We start from the raw sequence: 22,045 nt of genomic DNA on the forward strand, positions 1-22,045 counted from the left end.
ACTCAGTGTTTAACACTGGGTGTGGATAAATTAACTGTTCAATGCATGGCTTTAGGTTATCCATTTTGCTCGCGTGTTTATTCGCAATATATATCACTACTAAGGAAGTACGTAGCCCGAATAACGGGTCAACACAGGAATAGATCGATGAATATGACAAGACTGAAGATTTCTAAAACTCTGCTGGCTGTAACACTGGGTAGCGTTCTGGTGAGCGGCTCCGCCCTGGCGGAAAGCAGCACCATGGATAAAGCACAATCCACGGCTGACAGCGCAGGGCAAAAAATCGATAGCTCTATGAATAAAGTCGGCAATTTCATGGATGACAGCTCTATCACAGCAAAAGTGAAAGCCGCACTGGTGGATGATGAAGCCATCAAGAGCACCGATATTTCCGTTAAGACCGACAAAAAAGTGGTCACGCTGAGCGGCTTTGTTGAAAGCCAGGCTCAGGCAGAACAGGCGGTGAAAGTGGCGAAAGGCGTCGAAGGCGTTGCCTCCGTCAGCGATAAGCTGCATGTCCGTGACGGCAAAAACGCGTCGGTGAAGGGTTATGCCGGTGATGCAGCCACCACCAGCGAAATCAAAGCTAAACTTTTAGCAGATGACATCGTGCCGTCCCGTAAGGTGAAAGTGGAAACCACCGATGGTGTGGTTCAGCTTTCCGGTACGGTAGATTCGCAGGCGCAAAGTGAACGTGCCGAGTCCATTGCGAAAGCGATTGATGGTGTGAAAAGCGTTAAAAACGATCTGAAAACGAAGTAAATCTGGACCATTCGCCCGTCTGGCTAAAACCTGCGGGCGATATAAGAACGACTCTGGAAAAACGCCGGTGAGTGACCTGAGCGCTCACGTTTAGCGGCCGACATTAACTATGGTAAAGGAGAAGCTTATGTTTCGTTGGGGCATTATATTTCTGGTTATCGCGTTAATTGCCGCCGCATTGGGCTTTGGTGGACTGGCAGGTACAGCGGCATGGGCAGCTAAAATTGTCTTCGTTGTCGGTATTATTCTGTTCCTGGTCAGCCTGTTTACGGGGCGTCGACGTCCGTAGCAAACGCACTATTCCGTCAACAAAATAAAGCCAGTCACTGCGACTGGCTTTTTCTTATTTGCGTAACAGGTCGGGTGCGTTACTGTGGTGTTATAAAATAATCAAAACAGGAAAGCAGAGGTGGGGCAACGAATTCCCGTTACGCTCGGCAACATTGCGCCGCTGACGTTAAAACCGTTTCGCGCAGGTCAACTCGCGCTGGTCTGCGAGGGTGGCGGACAGCGCGGCATTTTCACCGCTGGCGTGCTGGACGAATTTATGCGCGCGCAATTCAATCCGTTTGACCTGTACTTCGGCACGTCTGCCGGGGCGCAGAATCTCTCTGCCTATGTCTGTAACCAGCCCGGCTACGCGCGAAAGGTCATCATGCGCTACACCACGGCGAAAGAATTTTTTAATCCGGTGCGCTTTGTGCGCGGCGGTAACCTGATCGACCTCGACTGGCTGCTGGAATCAACTTCCAGCCAGATGCCGCTGGCCATGGACACCGCGGCCCGCCTGTTTGATAGCGGTAAAGAATTCTGGATGTGCGCCAGCCGGGGGGATGACTATTCGCCGGGCTATTTTTCTCCGCAGAAGGAGAACTGGCTGGACATCATCCGCGCCTCCAGCGCCATTCCCGGTTTTTATCGTACCGGTGCGCTGCTGGACGGCATTAGCTATCTGGACGGGGGGATCAGTGACGCCGTGCCGGTGCAGGAAGCCGCCCGTCGCGGGGCGAAAACCATTGTGGTGATCCGTACCGTACCGTCGCAAATGTATTACACCCCACAGTGGTTTAAGCGGATGGAGCGCTGGCTGGGCGACAGCAGCCTGCAGCCGCTGGTGAACATCGCGAAGCAGCATGAAACCACCTACGGCGCGATGCAGCGTTTCATTGAAAAGCCACCGGGTAAGCTGCGTATTTTTGAAATTTATCCGCCTAAGCCGCTGCTGAGCATGGCGCTGGGCAGCCGCGTCCCTGCGCTGCGCATGGATTATAAAACGGGGCGGCTGTGCGGACGCTACTTCCTGGCGACGGTGGGGAAAATGCTGGCGGAGCAACCGCCGCTTCATCGCCATAAACGCATTATTACGCCGCCTGCGATTGTAGCCAACGACGCTCTGACGGTGCCCCTGGTGGACATTCCGCAGGCGAATGACGCTTTACTGGATAACGAGGATCTGGCGTGACGCACCGCTTTATCGATACCCACTGCCACTTTGATTTCCCACCGTTTACGGGAGATGAAGAACACAGTATTGCGAAAGCGGCTGACGCAGGCGTTCAGGCCATCATTGTGCCATCAGTGGAAGCGGCGTACTTTTCCCGCGTGCTGGATCTTTCCACGCGTCACCCTGCGCTCTATGCCGCGCTCGGCCTGCATCCGATCGTGATTGAGCGGCATCGGGATGAGCACATTGAGAGACTTGATGAGATCCTGCGGACCGCAGGGGACAAGCTTGTCGCCATCGGGGAGATCGGCCTCGATCTTTATCGCGAAGATCCGCATTTTGAGCGCCAGCAGACGATCCTCGACGCGCAGCTCAGGCTGGCGAAGCGTCACGATCTGCCGGTGATCCTCCACTCCAGACGCACGCACGATAAGCTGGCAATGCACCTGAAGCGTATCGATTTGCCGCGCAGGGGCGTCGTGCACGGTTTCTCCGGCAGCCTGCAGCAGGCGCAGCGTTTCATTGAACTGGGCTATAAAATTGGTGTGGGTGGCACCATCACCTATCCGCGCGCCAGTAAAACCCGTGACGTGATGGCACAGCTGCCGCTGTCGGCGCTTCTGCTGGAAACTGACGCGCCGGATATGCCGCTGAACGGTTTTCAGGGACAGCCGAATCGCCCGGAACAGGCGGCGCGCGTGTTCACCGCCCTGTGTGAACTGCGACAGGAGCCAGAAGAGGTAATTGCCGATGCGCTGCTGGAAAATACGCGTTCGGTATTTGGCATCACGCTATAGATAAAGCGCCGGGCGAATCACCGTTATCCTCTGTTTTTCCAGCGCCCGCGCCAGCGGTTCAACGTCTTCCGGCGTGGCGCTGCGCCATGACGCTGCCTCACCGTATACGCCGTGCGCATGAAACGCGTTAAGGCGGACCGGCACGTTTCCCAGCCCGTGGATAAACGCCGTCAACGGCTTCAAATGTTCCAGATAATCACACTGCCCCGGAATCACCAGCAGGCGGAGCTCCGTCAAACGGTGGCGTTCTGCCAGCCAGCGGATACTCTGCTTGATCTGCGGATTGTCGCGTCCGGTCAGGAAGCGGTGGTGTTCGTTCCCCCATGCTTTCAGGTCCAGCATCGCGCCATCCAGTACCGGCAGCAGCTTTTGCCAGCCGGTTTCGCTTAACAAACCGTTGCTGTCGACCAGACAGGTCAGATGACGCAGGGAGGGATCGGCTTTGATCGCGGTGAACAGCGTCACTAAAAACGGCAATTGCGTTGTGGCTTCCCCGCCGCTTACGGTGATCCCTTCGATAAACGGTGCGGATTTGCGGACCTGGGTGAGGATCTCCTCCACGCTCAGGCGGTGCGCCATGGGCGTCGCCTGTTGGTGGCACAGGTGCAGGCAGGTGTCGCACTGCTGGCAGTCGCTCTCCTGCCACCAGACGCGCCCGGCCTGAATGGTCAGCGCGTCGTGCGGGCAGTGGGGCACGCAGTCCCCGCAGTCGTTGCAGCGGCCGATCGTCCACGGGTTGTGGCAGGTTTTACAGCGCAGGTTGCAGCCCTGCAGGAACAGGGCCAGGCGGCTGCCCGGCCCGTCCACGCAGGAAAAAGGAATGACCTGACTAACTAAAGCGCATCTGCTGTTCATGGCTAATCACGCGCGGCTGACGTTCCAGAATGCGGGTATTGCGTGCGGCTTCTTCCCCCAGCCACGTGGTGTTCGTTCTCGACCCTGCTTCCCGGTATTTCTCCAGATCCAATAGCCGCACCATATATCCGGTGACGCGCACCAGATCGTTACCCGCGACGTTGGCGGTAAACTCGCGCATACCCGCCCTGAACGCGCCCAGGCACAGCTGGACCACCGCCTGCGGGTTGCGTTTTACCGTTTCATCCAGCGTCAGGATATCGCTTATCCCGGAAGAGTAGTGCTTGTGATGGGGAGCCACCGCCAGCAGGTGGCTGATGGGATCCGGCTCGTCACCGTAGGGCAGGCGCGCGCCCGGCGTGGTGCCCGAATCGGAGCTGATCCCCGACTGCGCATGAAGCATCGCGCGCTGCTTCCAGCCGTGTTTCACTGGCGTGCTTTCGACAAACGCCGCAAGCTGTTCGCTGATGCGGTAGCCCAGCGCGTTGGCCTGTTCATCCTTTCCGTAACGTCCCGCGATGCTTGCTTTCTCACAGAGCACGTTTACCGCTTCTGCCAGACCGTACATGCCAAACATCGGCACAAACCGATCGGCATCAATCAGCCCCTCTTTCACCAGGAAGCTATTCTCAAAGAAGCCGGATTGTTGATACAGGAAATCGCAGCGGGCATCAATGATGGCCATTTGCTGCTGGCAGTAGTGCGGAAGGGCGCGGCTGCAGAAGTCTTCACTTGACGTGCTGTGTTCTGCAATGGCCTTGAGGTTGAGACGCACCAGGGTGCTGCCACCGCCAGCCAAAGGCAGGGAGTTGTAACAGCTCACCACGCCATAACGGCCTTTTGTGAAAATTTTATCATTCACCGGGCCATTAGAAATATGCGGTTTGCTGCATTCACATATGTTTTTCGCCACCTCAAGCAGTAAATCATCCGGGGTGATCTCTGGATCATAAACAAAGGTCAGGTTCGGCGCGACCTGCTTCAGCTCTGCATCGGCATGCAGAATGGCACGGGTGATGGGCGTATCTTCCGGCCCGATATTGGCATGCATAAAGGCATCCGGCAGCGTACGGTCAAGATAGCGCCAGAAACGTTTTATTCGGCTATTGATTTCTTCTTGTGTTAGAATTCTAACATACGGTTGCAGCAGCGCATCAAGCTGGCCGAGATAGACCGGCATCGATGTGACGGACGGAACATGATGGTAGAGGATGGTTAACAGCGAGAGGGCATCGTCGAGATCTTTTGCCCCTTCCAGCTCCAGCCATTCTGAACCGTTAGCCAGAAATTTTGCGTAATCCGGCAGAACGTAACGGGGTTTGTAAGGCGCATGGCCTTCGAACATGTCACAGATAAACCCCTCGTCCAGCGCGGCGCGCGCAGCTTCAGGAAGTGCCGGATACGGCAGGTTGTTTTCCGCTTCCAGCGCCAGAAAATGACGTTTTTGTTCCGGGGTTAACACCGGGCTTGTCACAATCTGCTGGCAACGTTGCTGCAGGGCGTCGGGGCTGGAGTGGGGCATATTCGCTTCCTTGAATGTTCTGCGGATGATGAACGGATTGTAGAAAGCCTGCCTGTTGGCGCTTTTGATCCCACAGGGGGTATTGCTGCTTTAGTCGGCAATCTGCGCACTAAAGTTTGAAGAAGATCTCATTACAGTAATGCAAATTTGTACGCAGTTTTCATTAACTGTGATGAATGTCGAAGTGTGGATGCGGGTGGATGTTAGAATACTCACAGACCCGCAAGGTAAAATTTATACGGCACTGCCGTTGGAGATTGTTATGACCGATTTAACTGCAAGCAGCCTGCGCGCGTTGAAACTGATGGACCTGACTACCCTGAACGATGACGACACCAATGAGAAAGTCATCGCCCTGTGCCATCAGGCGAAAACGCCAGTGGGTAATACCGCAGCCGTTTGTATCTACCCGCGCTTTATCCCGATTGCCCGTAAGACGCTGAAAGAGCAGGGCACCCCGGACGTGCGCATTGCAACCGTGACTAACTTCCCGCACGGCAACGACGATATCGAGATTGCGCTGGCAGAAACCCGCGCGGCGATTGCATACGGTGCAGACGAAGTTGACGTGGTGTTCCCTTACCGCGCGCTGATCGCCGGTAACGAGCAGGTCGGTTTTGACCTGGTGAAAGCCTGTAAAGACGCGTGTGCGGCGGCCAACGTGCTGCTGAAAGTGATCATCGAAACCGGCGAGCTGAAAGAAGAGGCGCTGATTCGTAAAGCCTCTGAAATCTCCATCAAAGCCGGTGCGGATTTCATTAAAACCTCTACCGGTAAAGTGCCGGTAAATGCGACTCCGGAAAGCGCGCGCATCATGATGGAAGTGATCCGCGACATGGGCGTGTCCAAAACCGTAGGCTTCAAACCTGCGGGCGGCGTGCGTACCGCCGAAGACGCGCAGCAGTTCCTGGCGATTGCCGACGAACTGTTCGGCGCCGACTGGGCCGATTCCCGTCACTACCGCTTCGGTGCGTCCAGCCTGCTGGCCAGCCTGCTGAAGGCGCTGGGTCACGGCGACGGTAAGAGCGCAAGTAGCTACTAAGTTTGAATTGCCGGGTGGCGCTACGCTTACCCGGCCTACCCGGATCGTGGTCGGGTAAACCGTACCCGCCACCATTCACCCGATTCCTCATGGGGGTTACCGTGTTTCTCGCACAAGAAATTATTCGTAAAAAACGTGATGGTCATGCATTAAGCGACGAAGAGATCCGCTTCTTCATCAACGGCATTCGTGATAACACCGTCTCAGAAGGGCAGATTGCGGCTCTGGCGATGACCATTTTCTTCCACGATATGTCGATGCCTGAGCGCGTGTCGCTGACCATGGCGATGCGAGATTCAGGAACCGTTCTGGACTGGAAAAGCCTCAACCTTAACGGCCCGATTGTGGATAAACACTCCACCGGCGGCGTGGGTGACGTGACCTCCCTGATGCTCGGCCCAATGGTGGCAGCCTGTGGCGGTTACATCCCGATGATCTCCGGGCGTGGCCTGGGCCACACTGGCGGTACGCTCGACAAACTGGAAGCCATTCCGGGCTTCGATATCTTCCCGGATGACAACCGCTTCCGCGACATTATTAAAGACGTTGGTGTGGCGATTATCGGCCAGACCAGCTCTCTTGCTCCGGCAGACAAGCGTTTCTACGCGACCCGCGACATCACCGCGACCGTTGACTCCATCCCGCTGATCACCGCCTCTATCCTGGCGAAGAAGCTGGCAGAAGGGCTGGACGCGCTGGTGATGGACGTGAAGGTAGGCAGCGGCGCGTTTATGCCAACCTATGAACTCTCTGAGGCGCTGGCCGAAGCGATCGTTGGCGTCTCCAACGGCGCAGGCGTGCGCACTACCGCACTGCTCACCGATATGAACCAGGTGCTGGCTTCCAGCGCCGGTAACGCCGTCGAAGTGCGTGAAGCCGTCCAGTTCCTGACGGGGGAATACCGTAACCCGCGCCTGTTCGACGTCACCATGGCGCTGTGCGTGGAGATGTTGATCTCCGGCAAGCTCGCCAAAGACGACGCCGACGCCCGCGCGAAGCTGCAGGCGGTGCTGGACAACGGCAAAGCGGCGGAGATCTTCGGCCGCATGGTCGCGGCGCAAAAGGGCCCGACCGATTTCGTCGAAAATTACGCGAAGTACCTGCCCACCGCGACGCTCAGCAAAGCGGTGTATGCCGATAGCGAAGGATTTATCTCCGCCATGGACACCCGTGCCCTCGGCATGGCGGTGGTCTCAATGGGCGGCGGCCGTCGTCAGGCCTCAGACACCATTGATTACAGTGTCGGCTTTACCGATATGGCCCGTCTGGGCGACAGCGTTGACGGCCAACGTCCGCTGGCGGTGATCCACGCCAAAGACGAAGCCAGCTGGCAGGAAGCGGCGAAAGCGGTGAAAGCGGCCATCACGCTTGACGATAAAGCACCGGAAACCACACCGACTGTCTATCGCCGTATCACCGAATAGCGGTATACTGATCTGATCGATAATTTTTGAAGCACTACGTACGGAGAACAATTATGAAACGTGCATTTATTATGGTGCTGGACTCATTCGGCATCGGCGCAACCGAAGATGCAGAACGTTTTGGTGACGTGGGTTCCGATACCATGGGTCACATCGCGGAAGCCTGTGCGAAAGGCGAAGCGGATAACGGTCGTAAAGGCCCTCTGACTCTACCAAACCTGACCCGCCTTGGGCTGGTGAAAGCGCATGAAGGCTCTACCGGTAAAATCGCAGCCGGTATGGACGGCAACGCGGAAGTCGTGGGCGCCTATGCCTGGGCGCACGAGCTCTCCTCCGGTAAAGACACCCCGTCTGGCCACTGGGAAATCGCAGGTGTGCCGGTGCTGTTCGACTGGGGTTACTTCTCCGATCACGAGAACAGCTTCCCGCAGGAGCTGCTCGATAAGCTGGTGAAGCGTGCCAACCTGCCGGGTTACCTCGGCAACTGCCACTCTTCCGGTACCGTGATTCTGGACCAGCTCGGCGAAGAGCACATGAAAACCGGCAAGCCGATTTTCTACACTTCTGCTGACTCCGTGTTCCAGATTGCCTGCCACGAAGAGACGTTTGGCCTGGATAAACTCTACGAGCTGTGCGAAATCGCCCGCGAAGAGCTGACCGAAGGCGGCTACAACATTGGCCGCGTGATCGCGCGTCCGTTTATTGGTGACAAAGCGGGTAACTTCCAGCGTACCGGTAACCGTCACGATCTGGCCGTTGAGCCGCCGGCACCAACCGTGCTGCAGAAGCTGGTCGATGAGAAAGACGGTCACGTGGTGTCCGTGGGTAAAATCGCGGATATCTACGCTAACTGTGGTATTACCAAAAAGGTCAAAGCGACCGGTCTCGATGCGCTGTTCGATGCCACCATCAAAGAGATGAAAGAAGCGGGCGACAAGACCATTGTCTTCACCAACTTCGTGGACTTCGACTCCTCCTGGGGACATCGTCGCGACGTCGCGGGTTATGCTGCGGGTCTTGAGCTGTTCGACCGCCGTCTGCCGGAGCTGATGGAGCTGGTGGGTGAAGATGACATTCTGATCCTGACCGCGGACCACGGCTGTGACCCAACCTGGACCGGTACCGACCACACCCGCGAGCACATTCCGGTGCTGGTGTACGGCCCGAAAGTGAAGCCGGGCTCGCTGGGTCACCGTGAAACCTTCGCGGACATCGGCCAGACCCTGGCGAAATATTTTGGTACGTCTGACATGGAATATGGCAAGGCCATGTTCTGATGTCATTGCCCGGTGGCGCTTCGCTTACCGGGCCTACGGTTTTGTAGGCCGGGTAAGGCATAGCCGCCACCCGGCAAAAACAACAATGTAAAAGGAACTGAAGATGGCAACTCCTCACATTAATGCAGAAATGGGTGATTTCGCTGACGTCGTGTTGATGCCGGGCGACCCGCTGCGCGCGAAGCACATTGCAGAAACCTTCCTCGAAGACGTGCGTGAAGTGAATAACGTACGCGGCATGCTGGGCTTCACCGGGACCTATAAAGGCCGCAAAATCTCCGTCATGGGTCACGGTATGGGTATCCCATCCTGCTCTATCTACACCAAAGAGCTGATCACCGACTTCGGCGTGAAGAAAATCATCCGCGTGGGCTCCTGTGGCGCGGTGCGTATGGACGTTAAGCTGCGCGACGTGGTTATCGGCATGGGTGCCTGCACCGATTCCAAAGTAAACCGCATGCGTTTCAAAGACCATGACTTCGCGGCAATCGCTGACTTCGGCATGGTGCGTGACGCGGTTGACGCGGCAAAAGCGCTGGGCGTTGACGCGCGCGTGGGTAACCTCTTCTCTGCCGATCTGTTCTATGCACCAGACGGCGGCGAGATGTTCGACGTGATGGAAAAATACGGCATTCTGGGCGTGGAAATGGAAGCGGCGGGCATCTACGGCGTTGCGGCTGAGTTTGGTGCGAAAGCGCTGACTATCTGCACCGTGTCCGACCATATCCGTACTCATGAGCAGACCACTGCCGCTGAGCGTCAGACCACCTTCAACGACATGATCAAAATCGCGCTGGAATCCGTTCTGCTGGGCGACAAAGCGTAATGTTGTCTGCCGGGCGGCATTCGCTGCCCGGCATTTTCACTTCTTACAGATACACGACGCTGATCGTCGCCTGACCATCAAACTCGGTGTCTTCCGTCAGAGACAGCTTCTTCAGGTTTTCCACTGCCAGCGAGACGTTCAGCGGGAAAGAGACGCTGGTCACCGCCATCGGGTCGGTTTTACCGGCAGATGCCACGCTCATCAGACCCAGGTCTTTGTTCGCAATGGTGCCACCATTGGCTTTCTGCCAGCGGCCCATACTTGTACCTGCAGACAGCGCAGTACGGATAGGCTCAACCGTTGCGCCGTTCGCCGTGACGTCACCGGTGCTGGTATACACTGAGTATGCGCCGATGTTCTTACCGTCATGCGTTTTACCCAGACCAAAGGTCGAGATGCTGCCGCGCAGCTCGCCACCGTTAGACGTCGCATTCATCACCTTCAGATTGGAACTGCTGCCGGTGCTGGCGTTGGTGTCTGCGCGGTTATCCGCGATGCTCCAGCCCACTTTAGTCGGCGTTGGGCAGTTGATCGTAAGTGTCAGACCCTTTTCACCCAGCTGGGTTGCCTGGGTTTGAGAGAGATCGCCGACCTGGACGGTACCGAAATCGATCACGCCATTGTTGCTGAGTTCAGGCGTACAGGAATTGCCTGTCAGCGACGCTTTGACTTTCAGTACCGCTGTGTCACCCGCATGAGCACAGGTCGCTGCCAGTGCCAGTGCGGCGGCAAGGAGACTCTTTTTCATGGTTAATCCTTAACATAGATGTAATGAATATTAAATTGAATGGACGGATCCATAATTTAAAAGGTTTATTTTTCTTCTTACTCTTCACCCAAAAAATGAATACGAAGGTGAATTCTTTTACTCGCTTGTTAATAATTCCCAGGCGAGGGTGCTTTCCAGGTCGGTATTATCGGAAATTCTGCGCAGCTGGTTATTATTAATGATGGGTATAAGTTTTATGGTTACGCTCATTTGCTTGCCCTGAACCGGTGTCGCGTTTTGGCGAGCAATGATGCCGTCGTTGTTTTTCAGGAAAACATGTTCTTTGGGGCTGTCTGATGAGGTAAATTTTACCCGGTCGGTGGTTTTGACGAGATCGTAGCGGCGTCCGTCTACCGTCATGTTGTTCGCGACCAGCGCCAGCCGTCCCTCCTGCCCAAACAGCACGCCGCCGTTGGCGCCAGATGCGGACTGCATGAACAGGGCCATGAACTGAGGCTGAGGGCAAAACACGTTGATCATCACCTCTTTTGCGGGCATGCGATTCCAGTTTTTCAGCGAGGCAGCAATATCGTCCTGTTTGAATCGGCCAAACGAGACGATCGGTTGAGAAAGGGTCATCTGGCACTCCTCGCTGAATACCTGAGAGGCGAAAAATAATGTCAGACCGCTCAGCATCACGTTAACTATTTTCACTGGCATGTTCCTTCTGCTTTTTCGTAATAGGCGTCTTTATCTTTCTCTTCATTCAGCGTGTAGTGGATCTGGCATAAACGCGTCATATTGTCGTCCACGACATACAGCTCCGGCGTCGTCGAGGCATCAGAAATAAACACGCTGCCGTTATCCATCACGCTGACAATATAGTTGCTGTCTTTGTCCACGATACTTAGCCCTTTTTCGAGCCAGCCGCCATTGACATGTTTTACCTTCAGCATCACGCGACGGGTATTCAGCACCTGGAAATCGACCTGGGCAAATGAGCCGTAGGCCGCGGACACGGTCTGGATACCATTTGATAAATCCATCCCCTGCGGCAGCGAGCTGGTATTGATCACAATTTGTGATTTCTGCCACTCTCTGAGCCCGGGAACGACGGCTTGCCCCCAGTAATCTGTCCAGACGGTGCCATCGGGTGTGGTGATTTCTATTCCGCTTTCCGGCTCACTTAGCCTTGCGATGCCAAAGGTCTCTTTCACCGGGAAGGGGGCAAAGGTGAGGCCATGGCGGTGCATGACAATGCCACCCCCTAACGATGCGCTGTAGTTATGCTGGTTTCCGTCATTCAGACCGGCAGACAGCCCAAGTTGGGTATAGTGCAGGTTGGTCGTGATATTGCCGTTAAAGGAATCACTTTTGTCCTGATTATCGCGATCGGCAGAAATGTTGTAGTTGAGGTTTCGGCCGACAGAACCGCTGTCCTGGACGCCATAGTTTTGCTTTTCACCCTGAGTACGCATGTAGGTACTGACGCGATCGTCGCCCAGAGGGACGATCAGACTGACATAGAAGAGATCGTCATTGTTGCTGGTGCTGTTTTCTGTTTCGCTATTGCTCATGGCGTGTTGCCAGTTTACGGACAGCGAGGTACGCCCCAGGCTTTTGCTCCACGAGGCCATCAGATAGCGTGAGTCACCGCTGCTCTCATCGCCAGAGTTCGCGCTGTATTGTAAAGAGAGGGAGCCGATGTATTCGTTGTTCCAGCTGAGGCTGGTATTCCATGCGTTTTCATAGCTTTGCGATTCTTCGTCCATGGCTTCGGTAAGCTCACGAAAGTCGCCGTTATACTGGGAAGCACTGAGCCCGAGCGTCAGCTGCGCGGGGAGTAAAATATTGCTGCTGAGCTCAAACTTGCTGCCCCGCTGCGTATCATAAAAGCGGGACTGACTCAGCAATACGCTGGGTGAAATGAGCCAGTTTTCATTGACGGACCAGTCGAGCTTTGCACCGGTAGACTGGTATTTCTCGGCCAGCACGCTTGCCGCAACGGCAGTCAGGCGTGTAGTCAGGCTCGTACCGTCAGACACGGTGAACACCCAGGGAGAGTTCTTTTCATCGCCACTGTCGCGAACCTGACCAAGTGCCAGATTTAACCCCTCGGCACGGTTGCTCCCGATGACGTTGAGGGCTGATGAGGGCACGGTGAAATGGGTTGTTGAGCCATCGGTTTCGATGACGCTGACATCCAGGTCGACATTGCTGCGCAAAACCGGTACGTCCGGCAGCGTGAAGGGACCGGCATTGATCAGCGAAGAATAGATAACCTGACCGGACTGACGAACTTCTACGCGAGCCTGGTTTGTACGGGCAATACCAGAGACTTCCGTGACCTGAATATTGGGCTGAAGACCGGTTTCAGGCATGAGCTGGACCCCGGTAATTTGCGCGCCGCTAAACAGGGCGGAGTTGATATTGATTTGACCGACCTGCGCACGCATTTTTTTCTCTTCAAAAACGTGCTCAGCGTAGGTGTAAAGATTCTCGGCGCTGCGGGTGCCGTTATCGTCCGTCAGGATGTAGTTACTGCGCAGCGTCCAGTTTGCAATGTTAATACCGGTGCCGATATTTCCCTGTGAAAACGTGCTGTTGCCACCGCTGCCATATTCGTTGTAGTTGGTGAAAGCGTTGTAGTTAATGAGGCCCGCAACGCCGCCGTGAGAGTAAAACCTGGCGGCATAGAACCCGTTATCCATGGCTTCTGCCGGAACGAAGATCTCCAGTGACTCGGTGTTGGGCATGAGCGTGATCGTGGCTGAAGGGTAGTCTTTGAGCAGGTCATGACACGTCTCTTTTTCGCTGATATTTAGCGGTAAAAGCCCCACGGCGCTGATGAAATCATCATCAACGCAGAGCTGCCCTTCGTCCCCAATCTTGACGGCGAGACTGCCCTTTTCAATGCCGTTTATTTTTACCTGCACGGCATGCTTGCCAGGCAGATAGCGTTGAGCTTCAGAGAAATAGTGGGCGAGGTTGGTACTGATGCCACGTGTCGCCAGAATATCTGTATTAAAATCCATATCGGACGCATGCAGCGCGGAAGACGGCAGTAATGCTGCCACTACTGCCGCTCGGCGCATCCTGTTGCGCAATGATAGCTCAGTCACCAAAGCATCCCTGTCGTTTTAGCGTTTAAGGGGGGCTGTGTAGTTATCCACTTCAATCCCGTAGCGGCTCGCGGGGCTGAACTCTACTGCGTTATCGGCGCTACCCATCGGCTTGTCCATCTGCACTTTCATGGTTTCACCCGGCAGGATAAAGGTCTTGTTGACCAGCCCGGTTGCTCGCGATGGAAGGAGGGTAATGGCGGTTGAGAAGCGCACGACGTAAGGGGAGGTATTGCGCACCACAACCTCTTTTCCTTCCAGCGACCAGGTCAGTAACTTCCACGCGTCGGTGACGACAGGCAGACTTTTCGGATGGATCAGTACCGGCAGATCCTGGCGAAGGTTAATCCCCACCTTCACGTTTTTATCTTTGCTCTTCGGCGGAATGCCTTCGAAGATCACGCGCTTATAGTGTTCGACCGTGAGAGGTTTATCGGTTTCAAGAATAAAACGCACCTGCTGTTCCTGGCCTGGCTCCAGACGAACAACGGGCTGGGTGACGTTGAGCTTTACGCCATTTTCCCCTTCGATATCGTTGATAGAGGTGTAGAGCAGAGTCGGTATGGTGTCGGTATTTTTGACGCTCATTACGCCGCCGTGGTTGGCTTCATCGATCATCAGCAGCGTGGTTTCAGGTACCATGCCTGCGGCGAACAGCGTGGTGGGAAGCGCGAATAAAAGGACGGAAAACAGGGATGAAGTTTTCATTATTCTGGTCATGATTTTTTCGTGGTTAACGGTAGTAAAAAACTCCCCATCGAAATGGAGAGTTTTGCGGCAACATGCTGAATTACAGATAAACCAGCGTAATAGTGGACTGGCCGTCGAGATCGGTTTTGTCGGTCAGGGTCAGATCTTTGCTTGGCGCGATAGCCAGGGCGATTTTCAGTGGGAAAGCTGCAGTGGTGAAGGCCATTGGCGCACGCTCACCCGTTTTGGCAACGGTCATCACGTCGGTACCGTCGTTCATGATGATGCCGCTGGTCCACATGTTGACCCAGCTTCTGCTGCTGATGGCGCCGCCGGTGTACATAGACGCGGCAATAGGCTGAGCCGTTGCGCCGTCTGCGGTGACGGAAGTCAGATAGGTCGCAACGGAATAGGCACCGATGTTTTCCCCTGCGCTGGTTTTACCCACGCCGTTCAGCTGGTAGTTACCGGATGCCTGAGCACCGTTCGCCGTGCCGTTATCCACGTGGAACTCGCTTGATGTTTTATTCTTACCGGCATTTGAATCTGCACGGTCATCTTTGATCGTCCAGCCTACGCGGGTAGCCGACTGGCATTTGATGGTGAATGTCACATCTTTATGGCCAGCCTGGTAGGCCGCGGAGGAGGAAAGCGAATCCAGACCCACTTCGCCGAAATCGGCCAGACCGCCGTTGCTGATTTCAGGCACGCAACCAGCGCTGGTCAGCGTTCCCTGAACTTTCAGCATTGCAGTCGGTTCAGCATAGACCGCAGTCGCTGCCATTGATAAAACGGTAGCGAGAAGGAGCTTTTTCATTGTTATTCCTTAACCATAGAAAGAGTTAATAACTCAGATATTTTTAATTTAAAAATGACTTGCAAATCGATAAGTATCGGCATGACAAGCAGCGCCGATTTTAGTAATGATTTAAGTAATTCAATAATTAGTTTTACTTACACGTGCTTTGAGATTTAATAAGGCTCATTTAAACATTTATGAATGTATTTATTTAAATGAAAACGGCGGAATACTCCGCCGTGATAGTGACCAATCGTCAATGATTACAGGTAAACCAGCGTGATGGTGGTTTCGCCGCTCAGCTGAGCTTCATCCGTGGTGGACAGGCGGTTAGTGTTAACAATCGCCAGAGACACTTTGAACGGATAAACCACGTTGGTGATGGCCAGCGGTGCGGTATAGCCAGGCTTGGTTGCGGTCATAATTTCCGCGTTACCGTTAGCGATAACGCCAGACGCCAGGTTGCGCCACATGTATTCGCCTTTGCTGTTCACGTAGGCTGGGGCATAGATAGCCTGGGCAGGCATGCCGTTAGCCGTGATTTCATTGACGCGGGTGCTGATCGCATACGCACCAATTTTGTCGCCAGCGGCAGTGGTGCCCACGCCATAGGTGGTGCCTGCACCATACACGTCGCCGCCATTGTCTTTAGCATCACGAATATAAAACTCGCTGGAGCTCAGATCGTTTGCCGCATTGGAGTCTTCTTTGTTATCGGCAATACTCCAGGCAACTTTGGTTGCAGACGGGCAGTTGATGGTCAGAGACATGTCTTTCTGGCCCATCTGGTTGGTCTGGGTTGGAGAGAGCTGATCCAGCGCGATAGTCCCAAAATCAATAGAACCGCCGTTGCTTAATTCAGGGGTGCAAGAAGCATGGTTCATTTTACCCTGAACCTTCATCACGATGCTGCCGTCTGCCAGCGCTGCCGTGGATGTCATTGCAATCAGTGTTGCAAGAAGAACTTTTTTCATTGTTATTCCTTAACCAATAATTGAATAATTATATTAATTATCATGAAGTCATTAACTTGCAGTGTTGCAAGCGCGAGGATTCTATTAATGGTTAATGTTAATTCTATAATGATTAATTCTAATTTTTGTTTTGAGAAATATTAATGCGGGTAAATACATTTGTGCATGTATTTACATGTAGAGGGAGGCGAATAATAAAAAAGCGGTGCATTTATTCACCGCTTTTTTATCCGGGTTATTTTATAGCCTGGGCGATCCAGGCCGATAATTCCCGCAATTCCCTTTCTTGTTGCGGAAAATCGCCGATCAGCGCATCACACTCCTGCTGCAACATATCCGCCCGATACAAACAGCCCTGCAGACGCGCGGCCAGCGCCTCTAACGGTGCCGGATTGAGACTATCCGTAAAGACCTGCGTGCGGGTAATGTGGCCCTTCTCGACGTCAAAATGCAATTCCACGCCGCCCCAGGTAAAACGTTCGTCCAGTAGATGGGAAAAGGCAGGGGCCTGACCGAAGTTCCACTCCCAGCTGCTCTGGCGGGCGAAGGTGTCGGCGAAGTTGGGCAGGTCCGGCGTTTTGTCCGGGGAGATCACTTCGGCTTCTACCTGCTCACCGTAATGTTCGAAGAAAGCGTCACGGATCGCATCGCAAATCTGCTCGTGGGTAATCCCGGGCAGCAGTTCCACCAGATTCGCCACACGCCCGCGTACGGACGTAATGCCCTTAGCCTGTAGCTTTTTCTTATCAGGATTAAGGTAGTTCGCCAGACGGCTGAGATCGGCATTCAGCAGCAGGGTGCCGTGGTGGAATCCGCGATCCATCGTTTCACGATAGGCAGAGCCGGAGACCTTGCGGTCACCGTCGGGCGTTTTGACCACCAGATCGTTGCGTCCCGAGGCTTCAGCCGTCACGCCGAGCGCATTGAGCGCGTTGAGGACGATGGATGTTGAGATGGTTTTGTCGTATTCCGGTTTTCCCGCCATAAAGGTAAAGCAGGTGTTGCCCAGATCGTGGAACACCGCACCGCCGCCGCTGCTCCGGCGCGCCAGGCGGACGTTGTCTTCTTCCATGCGCTGGGTGTTGCACTCTTTCCACGGATTTTGCGCACGACCAATGACCACCGTATCGGCGTTACGCCAGAGAAAGAGGACGCGCTGGGTGGCAGGCATCTGGCGGAAGATGCACTCTTCCACCGCGAGATTAAACCAGGGATCGTAAGAGTCAGAGATAAGCAGGCGTAACGTCGTCATGGCAAAGTTCCTTTTCTGAATCGTTCGCCTACTTTATCACTATTCTTTCTTCTCGCTCTCTTCGTCTTCGGGGACCGACCGGCTGGCGGTCAGCAGGAACGGGGATTGCTGCCAGCGCGTGCGTTTGCCGCGAAGCAGGGTGCGCGCCAGCACAACGCCAATGGCGAGCGAAAGCAGCAGCATCAGGCGCAGAATGTTGGTGGTATTATCGACCTGCTTGGCTTCAGTCGGAAGAGTATGGGTGTCGAGCGTCAGGCGTAGATACCCCAGAGGGCCATTCTTGCCCTGAATAGGTTCAACAAGCTGTTGGTTGAAGTAGCCGCCGGCTTTTTTGCCGTCAAGCGCCAGCCTGTCGCGCACGTCGACATGTTCGCCCGCGCGGGCAATCAGGTTGCCTTGCTCATCATAGACGCCCGCATCAAGAATGCGGCTGTTCTCCGTCAGCAGGCGTAAAACCTGGCCTATCCGCTTCTCGTCCGGCGTTTCGGTTCGCATGGACGGCGCGACGTTGAGCGTCACCTGGCGTGCCAGCGTGCGGGCCAGCTCTTCAAGCTGCGGGTTGCGTTGCCGTTGATGATTCTGGCTAAACCACGATGCCCCTTGCATCAGCACCACTAAGAGTGCGAGACAGGAAAGGACAATCACGGCGCGATGGAGCCGGAATTTCAGTTTTGCGCGAGCCATATTCCACCTGCTGAAAATTTACGGCTTAATGTTGCCAGAAGTGATGGTTACAGGGTAGCCTCATGCGTTATTTTCCCTCTGCAACCTTCCGGCGCGAACGAAATTACAGGAGCTTTAATGCCGAACATTACCTGGTGTGACCTGCCAACGGATGTCTCTTTATGGCCAGGATTGCCGCTCTCTTTAAGTGGCGATGAGGTGATGCCTCTGGATTACCACGCCGGTCGTAGCGGCTGGCTGCTGTACGGACGCGGTCTGGATAAGCAACGCCTGACCCAGTATCAAACCAAACTGGGGGCCGCGATGGTCATCGTCGCCGCCTGGTGCGTGGAAGACTACCAGGTCATTCGTCTGGCGGGCTCTCTGACGCAGCGCGCCACGCGCCTGGCGCATGACGCCGGGCTGGATGTCGCACCACTGGGTAAAATTCCGCACCTGAAAACGCCTGGCCTGCTGGTCATGGACATGGACTCTACCGCCATTCAGATCGAGTGTATCGACGAAATTGCGAAGCTGGCGGGCAGCGGCGAGCTGGTGGCGGAAGTCACCGAGCGTGCGATGCGCGGCGAGCTGGATTTCACCGCCAGCCTGAGACAGCGCGTGGCGACCCTGAAAGGGGCCGATGCCAACATTCTGCGCCAGGTGCGCGATGTGCTGCCATTGATGCCCGGACTGACGCAGCTGGTGCTGAAGCTGCAGTCCCTCGGCTGGAAGGTGGCGATCGCCTCCGGTGGCTTCACCTTCTTCGCGGATTATCTGCGGGAAAAACTGCATCTGACCACCGTGGTGGCCAATGAGCTGGAGATCATGGACGGCAAGCTGACCGGCCAGGTGATCGGCGATATTGTGGATGCCCAGTACAAAGCCAATACGCTGACGCGTCTGGCGGAAAAATATGAAATTCCGGTTGTCCAGACCGTCGCCATCGGGGACGGTGCGAACGACCTGCCGATGATCAAAGCGGCCGGCCTGGGCATTGCCTACCATGCCAAGCCAAAAGTGAATGAAAAGACGGAAGTGACTATCCGTCACGCTGACCTGATGGGGGTGTTCTGCATTCTCTCCGGCAGCCTTAATCAGAAATAACGGTCTGCTTTGTAGGCCGGGTAAGCGTAAGCGCCACCCGGCACGCAGGCCGCAGAGAAATAACGAGGTAAACCGTGGCGAAAGCTCCAAAACGCGCATTTGTCTGTAATGAATGTGGTGCGGATTATCCGCGCTGGCAGGGGCAATGCAGCGCCTGTCATGCCTGGAACACCATCACCGAAGTGCGTGGTGTGGCGGCTTCGCCGAGCGTGGCGCGCAACGAGCGCCTGAGCGGCTACGCGGGCAATGCAGGCGTAGCGAAAGTCCAGAAGCTCTCGGACATCAGCCTCGAAGAGCTGCCGCGCTTCTCCACCGGGTTTAAAGAGTTCGATCGCGTGCTCGGCGGTGGCGTGGTGCCGGGCAGCGCGATTCTTATCGGCGGTAACCCGGGCGCGGGTAAATCGACCCTGCTGCTGCAAACGCTCTGCAAGCTTGCCGAACAGATGAAAACCCTGTACGTCACGGGGGAAGAGTCCCTGCAGCAGGTGGCGATGCGCGCGCACCGTCTGGGCCTGCCGACCGGTAATCTGAACATGCTGTCGGAAACCAGCATCGAGCAGATCTGCATGATCGCCGAAGAAGAGCAGCCGAAGCTGATGGTGATCGACTCCATCCAGGTGATGCACATGGCGGACATCCAGTCCTCGCCGGGCAGCGTCGCGCAGGTGCGTGAAACGGCGGCCTACCTGACGCGCTTTGCTAAAACGCGCGGCGTGGCGATTGTGATGGTGGGCCATGTGACCAAAGACGGCTCGCTGGCGGGACCGAAGGTGCTCGAACACTGTATCGACTGCTCCGTGATGCTCGACGGCGACGCGGATTCCCGCTTCCGTACCCTGCGCAGCCATAAAAACCGCTTTGGGGCGGTGAACGAACTGGGCGTGTTTGCCATGACCGAGCAGGGGCTGCGTGAAGTCAGCAACCCGTCGGCCATCTTCCTGAGCCGTGGCGATGAGATCACCTCCGGCAGCTCGGTGATGGTGCTGTGGGAAGGGACGCGCCCGCTGCTCGTCGAAATTCAGGCGCTGGTCGATCACTCGATGATGGGCAACCCGCGGCGCGTAGCGGTTGGTCTGGAACAGAACCGTCTGGCGATCCTGCTGGCGGTGCTGCACCGTCACGGCGGGCTGCAGATGGCGGATCAGGACGTCTTCGTGAATGTGGTCGGCGGCGTCAAAGTCACCGAGACCAGCGCAGACCTGGCGCTGCTGCTGGCGATGGTCTCCAGCCTGCGCGACAGACCGCTGCCGCAGGATCTGGTCGTCTTCGGCGAGGTGGGGCTGGCCGGGGAAATCCGTCCGGTGCCCAGCGGGCAGGAGCGAATCTCCGAGGCGGCAAAACACGGTTTCCGTCGCGCGATCGTTCCCGCCGCCAACGTGCCGAAAAAAATCCCGGAAGGGATGCAGGTTTTTGGCGTGAAGAAACTCGCAGATGCGTTAAATGTCTTTGACGACTTATAATTACGTATTCGATTTTGCAGGAGGCACCGTAATTTATGTCATCATTTGACTACATCAAGACCGCTATCCGCCAGAAGGGCTGCACGCTGCAGCAGGTGGCAGACGCCAGCGGCATGACCAAAGGCTACCTGAGCCAACTGCTGAACGCCAAAATCAAAAGCCCCAGCGCGCAGAAGCTGGAAGCGCTGCACCGCTTTCTGGGGCTGGAATTCCCGCGTATGCAAAAGAACATCGGCGTGGTGTTCGGCAAGTTTTACCCGCTGCATACCGGGCATATCTATCTGATCCAGCGCGCCTGCAGCCAGGTGGACGAGCTGCACATCATCATGGGGTACGATGAAACCCGCGATCGCCAGCTGTTTGAAGACAGCGCCATGTCGCAGCAGCCGACCGTGCCGGACCGCCTGCGCTGGCTGCTTCAGACCTTCAAGTACCAGAAAAACATCCGTATTCACGCCTTTAACGAAGAGGGCATGGAGCCGTACCCGCACGGCTGGGACGTGTGGAGCAACGGCATCAAAGCGTTTATGGAAGAGAAGGGCATTGCGCCTAACTGGATCTACACCTCTGAAGAGTCCGACGCGCCGCAGTTCCGCGAGCATCTGGGCATTGAGACGGTGCTGATCGATCCGAAACGCACCTTCATGAACATCAGCGGGGCACAGATCCGCGAAAACCCGTTCCGCTATTGGGACTACATCCCAACCGAGGTGAAGCCGTTCTTTGTGCGCACCGTCGCCATCCTGGGCGGCGAGTCGAGCGGTAAGTCAACGCTGGTCAACAAGCTGGCGAATATCTTCAATACCACCAGCGCGTGGGAGTACGGGCGCGACTATGTCTTTTCCCATCTGGGCGGTGATGAGATGGCGCTGCAGTATTCCGACTACGACAAAATCGCGCTCGGTCATGCCCAGTACATTGATTTCGCGGTGAAATACGCCAACAAGGTGGCGTTTATCGATACCGATTTTGTCACCACCCAAGCGTTCTGCAAAAAGTACGAAGGGCGTGAACATCCGTTCGTGCAGGCGCTGATTGACGAATACCGCTTTGACCTGGTGATCCTGCTGGAAAACAACACCCCGTGGGTGGCCGACGGCATGCGCAGCCTCGGCAGCTCCGTCGACAGGCGTGAATTCCAGACCATGCTGGTGGATATGCTCAACGAAAACAATGTTGAGTTTGTGCACGTGGAAGAGTCGGACTACGACTCCCGTTTCCTGCGCTGCGTCGAGCTGGTGAAGGAGATGATGGGGGAGCAGGGTTAAAGACGGCTCCGTGCTATCCCCTCTCCCCTATGGGGAGAGGGTTAGGGTG

At 55.6% G+C, this 22,045-nt stretch carries 21 protein-coding genes; 11 read left to right on the forward strand and 10 right to left on the reverse strand.

The features are described 5' to 3' along the window. Positions 1 to 147 precede the first annotated feature (147 nt). From osmY to ACMGGU_RS01295, 4 genes are all read left to right on the forward strand, one after another. Complete coding sequence (gene osmY / locus ACMGGU_RS01280) at positions 148 to 765, forward strand: molecular chaperone OsmY (protein ID WP_008502075.1); 618 nt, start codon at positions 148 to 150, stop codon at positions 763 to 765. 127 nt (positions 766 to 892) lie between these two features. Continuing rightward, complete coding sequence (locus ACMGGU_RS01285; RefSeq protein ID WP_003856556.1) at positions 893 to 1,054, forward strand: DUF1328 domain-containing protein; 162 nt, start codon at positions 893 to 895, stop codon at positions 1,052 to 1,054. Between the two features lie 120 nt (positions 1,055 to 1,174). Next, positions 1,175 to 2,227, forward strand: a complete 1,053-nt coding sequence (locus ACMGGU_RS01290) for a patatin-like phospholipase family protein (protein WP_008502074.1) — start codon at positions 1,175 to 1,177, stop codon at positions 2,225 to 2,227. Next, entirely contained in the window at positions 2,224 to 3,006 is a 783-nt protein-coding gene (locus ACMGGU_RS01295; protein WP_420300195.1) for a TatD family hydrolase, read from the forward strand. The genes ACMGGU_RS01290 and ACMGGU_RS01295 overlap by 4 nt, the downstream gene beginning before the upstream one ends. On the opposite strand, the gene ACMGGU_RS01300 is transcribed toward ACMGGU_RS01295, so the two are convergent. Both ACMGGU_RS01300 and ACMGGU_RS01305 read right to left on the reverse strand, forming a co-directional pair. Further along, complete coding sequence (locus ACMGGU_RS01300) at positions 3,001 to 3,861, reverse strand: YjjW family glycine radical enzyme activase (protein ID WP_420300196.1); 861 nt, start codon at positions 3,859 to 3,861, stop codon at positions 3,001 to 3,003. The genes ACMGGU_RS01295 and ACMGGU_RS01300 overlap by 6 nt on opposite strands. Beyond that, positions 3,836 to 5,383: a YjjI family glycine radical enzyme gene (locus ACMGGU_RS01305; protein ID WP_420300197.1), complete on the reverse strand. Its 1,548-nt coding sequence runs from the start codon at positions 5,381 to 5,383 to the stop codon at positions 3,836 to 3,838. The genes ACMGGU_RS01300 and ACMGGU_RS01305 overlap by 26 nt, the downstream gene beginning before the upstream one ends. 262 nt (positions 5,384 to 5,645) lie before the next feature. Between ACMGGU_RS01305 and deoC the strand changes: the two genes are divergently transcribed. From deoC to deoD, 4 genes are all read left to right on the forward strand, one after another. Further along, a complete protein-coding gene (deoC, locus tag ACMGGU_RS01310; protein WP_003856543.1) occupies positions 5,646 to 6,425 on the forward strand; it encodes a deoxyribose-phosphate aldolase in 780 nt (259 codons plus the stop codon). Between the two features lie 101 nt (positions 6,426 to 6,526). Continuing rightward, the gene (gene deoA / locus ACMGGU_RS01315) at positions 6,527 to 7,849 is read left to right on the forward strand and encodes a thymidine phosphorylase (protein WP_262808540.1); all 1,323 of its coding nucleotides are present in this window, start codon (positions 6,527 to 6,529) and stop codon (positions 7,847 to 7,849) included. A 53-nt stretch (positions 7,850 to 7,902) separates the two neighbouring features. Continuing rightward, entirely contained in the window at positions 7,903 to 9,126 is a 1,224-nt protein-coding gene (gene deoB / locus ACMGGU_RS01320; protein WP_014882457.1) for a phosphopentomutase, read from the forward strand. A 103-nt stretch (positions 9,127 to 9,229) separates the two neighbouring features. Then, positions 9,230 to 9,952: a purine-nucleoside phosphorylase gene (gene deoD, locus ACMGGU_RS01325; RefSeq protein WP_045907741.1), complete on the forward strand. Its 723-nt coding sequence runs from the start codon at positions 9,230 to 9,232 to the stop codon at positions 9,950 to 9,952. 43 nt (positions 9,953 to 9,995) lie between these two features. Here deoD and ACMGGU_RS01330 read toward each other — a convergent pair whose 3' ends face one another. The 8 genes from ACMGGU_RS01330 to ACMGGU_RS01365 all read right to left on the reverse strand — a co-directional run bounded on the left by ACMGGU_RS01330 (position 9,996) and on the right by ACMGGU_RS01365 (position 18,182). After that, the gene (locus ACMGGU_RS01330; protein ID WP_045907742.1) at positions 9,996 to 10,700 is read right to left on the reverse strand and encodes a DUF1120 domain-containing protein; all 705 of its coding nucleotides are present in this window, start codon (positions 10,698 to 10,700) and stop codon (positions 9,996 to 9,998) included. A 117-nt stretch (positions 10,701 to 10,817) separates the two neighbouring features. Next, positions 10,818 to 11,381 carry a hypothetical protein gene (locus ACMGGU_RS01335; RefSeq protein ID WP_420300198.1) on the reverse strand — a complete coding sequence of 188 codons (564 nt, stop codon included), beginning with the start codon at positions 11,379 to 11,381 and terminating at the stop codon, positions 10,818 to 10,820. Continuing rightward, positions 11,372 to 13,696, reverse strand: a complete 2,325-nt coding sequence (locus ACMGGU_RS01340) for a fimbrial biogenesis usher protein (RefSeq protein WP_420300199.1) — start codon at positions 13,694 to 13,696, stop codon at positions 11,372 to 11,374. The genes ACMGGU_RS01335 and ACMGGU_RS01340 overlap by 10 nt, the downstream gene beginning before the upstream one ends. A 105-nt stretch (positions 13,697 to 13,801) precedes the next feature. Next, positions 13,802 to 14,491 carry a fimbria/pilus chaperone family protein gene (locus ACMGGU_RS01345; protein WP_048028575.1) on the reverse strand — a complete coding sequence of 230 codons (690 nt, stop codon included), beginning with the start codon at positions 14,489 to 14,491 and terminating at the stop codon, positions 13,802 to 13,804. Between the two features lie 82 nt (positions 14,492 to 14,573). Beyond that, positions 14,574 to 15,290: a DUF1120 domain-containing protein gene (locus ACMGGU_RS01350; RefSeq protein WP_045907745.1), complete on the reverse strand. Its 717-nt coding sequence runs from the start codon at positions 15,288 to 15,290 to the stop codon at positions 14,574 to 14,576. 245 nt (positions 15,291 to 15,535) lie between these two features. Continuing rightward, complete coding sequence (locus tag ACMGGU_RS01355) at positions 15,536 to 16,246, reverse strand: DUF1120 domain-containing protein (protein ID WP_045907746.1); 711 nt, start codon at positions 16,244 to 16,246, stop codon at positions 15,536 to 15,538. Positions 16,247 to 16,481: 235 nt separating this feature from the next. Beyond that, positions 16,482 to 17,498 (reverse strand): lipoate--protein ligase LplA, encoded by a 1,017-nt coding sequence (gene lplA, locus ACMGGU_RS01360; protein ID WP_420300200.1) that lies wholly within the window; start codon positions 17,496 to 17,498, stop codon positions 16,482 to 16,484. A gap of 39 nt (positions 17,499 to 17,537) precedes the next feature. After that, on the reverse strand, positions 17,538 to 18,182 hold the full coding sequence (locus ACMGGU_RS01365) for a YtjB family periplasmic protein (RefSeq protein WP_420300201.1): 645 nt from the start codon (positions 18,180 to 18,182) through the stop codon (positions 17,538 to 17,540). 117 nt (positions 18,183 to 18,299) lie between these two features. Between ACMGGU_RS01365 and serB the strand changes: the two genes are divergently transcribed. From serB to nadR, 3 genes are all read left to right on the forward strand, one after another. Further along, on the forward strand, positions 18,300 to 19,268 hold the full coding sequence (gene serB, locus ACMGGU_RS01370; protein ID WP_008502066.1) for a phosphoserine phosphatase: 969 nt from the start codon (positions 18,300 to 18,302) through the stop codon (positions 19,266 to 19,268). Between the two features lie 74 nt (positions 19,269 to 19,342). Then, a complete protein-coding gene (radA, locus tag ACMGGU_RS01375) occupies positions 19,343 to 20,728 on the forward strand; it encodes a DNA repair protein RadA (protein ID WP_023293325.1) in 1,386 nt (461 codons plus the stop codon). Between the two features lie 35 nt (positions 20,729 to 20,763). Then, positions 20,764 to 21,996 carry a multifunctional transcriptional regulator/nicotinamide-nucleotide adenylyltransferase/ribosylnicotinamide kinase NadR gene (nadR, locus tag ACMGGU_RS01380; RefSeq protein ID WP_032643997.1) on the forward strand — a complete coding sequence of 411 codons (1,233 nt, stop codon included), beginning with the start codon at positions 20,764 to 20,766 and terminating at the stop codon, positions 21,994 to 21,996. Positions 21,997 to 22,045: the final 49 nt, after the last annotated feature.

Source organism: Enterobacter sp. BNK-8, assembly GCF_048685095.1.
Taxonomy (GTDB): domain Bacteria; phylum Pseudomonadota; class Gammaproteobacteria; order Enterobacterales; family Enterobacteriaceae; genus Enterobacter; species Enterobacter quasiroggenkampii.

Excerpts from the sequence above, each read along its gene's own strand:
- osmY (WP_008502075.1), top strand. The coding sequence starts at position 148 with ATGAATATGACAAGACTGAAGATTTCTAAAACTCTGCTGGCTGTAACA.
- ACMGGU_RS01285 (WP_003856556.1), top strand. The coding sequence starts at position 893 with ATGTTTCGTTGGGGCATTATATTTCTGGTTATCGCGTTAATTGCCGCC.
- ACMGGU_RS01300 (WP_420300196.1), bottom strand. The coding sequence starts at position 3,861 with ATGAACAGCAGATGCGCTTTAGTTAGTCAGGTCATTCCTTTTTCCTGC.
- ACMGGU_RS01305 (WP_420300197.1), bottom strand. The coding sequence starts at position 5,383 with ATGCCCCACTCCAGCCCCGACGCCCTGCAGCAACGTTGCCAGCAGATT.
- deoC (WP_003856543.1), top strand. The coding sequence starts at position 5,646 with ATGACCGATTTAACTGCAAGCAGCCTGCGCGCGTTGAAACTGATGGAC.
- deoB (WP_014882457.1), top strand. The coding sequence starts at position 7,903 with ATGAAACGTGCATTTATTATGGTGCTGGACTCATTCGGCATCGGCGCA.
- deoD (WP_045907741.1), top strand. The coding sequence starts at position 9,230 with ATGGCAACTCCTCACATTAATGCAGAAATGGGTGATTTCGCTGACGTC.
- ACMGGU_RS01330 (WP_045907742.1), bottom strand. The coding sequence starts at position 10,700 with ATGAAAAAGAGTCTCCTTGCCGCCGCACTGGCACTGGCAGCGACCTGT.
- ACMGGU_RS01335 (WP_420300198.1), bottom strand. The coding sequence starts at position 11,381 with ATGCCAGTGAAAATAGTTAACGTGATGCTGAGCGGTCTGACATTATTT.
- ACMGGU_RS01340 (WP_420300199.1), bottom strand. The coding sequence starts at position 13,696 with ATGGATTTTAATACAGATATTCTGGCGACACGTGGCATCAGTACCAAC.
- ACMGGU_RS01345 (WP_048028575.1), bottom strand. The coding sequence starts at position 14,491 with ATGAAAACTTCATCCCTGTTTTCCGTCCTTTTATTCGCGCTTCCCACC.
- ACMGGU_RS01350 (WP_045907745.1), bottom strand. The coding sequence starts at position 15,290 with ATGAAAAAGCTCCTTCTCGCTACCGTTTTATCAATGGCAGCGACTGCG.
- ACMGGU_RS01355 (WP_045907746.1), bottom strand. The coding sequence starts at position 16,246 with ATGAAAAAAGTTCTTCTTGCAACACTGATTGCAATGACATCCACGGCA.
- lplA (WP_420300200.1), bottom strand. The coding sequence starts at position 17,498 with ATGACGACGTTACGCCTGCTTATCTCTGACTCTTACGATCCCTGGTTT.
- ACMGGU_RS01365 (WP_420300201.1), bottom strand. The coding sequence starts at position 18,182 with ATGGCTCGCGCAAAACTGAAATTCCGGCTCCATCGCGCCGTGATTGTC.
- serB (WP_008502066.1), top strand. The coding sequence starts at position 18,300 with ATGCCGAACATTACCTGGTGTGACCTGCCAACGGATGTCTCTTTATGG.
- nadR (WP_032643997.1), top strand. The coding sequence starts at position 20,764 with ATGTCATCATTTGACTACATCAAGACCGCTATCCGCCAGAAGGGCTGC.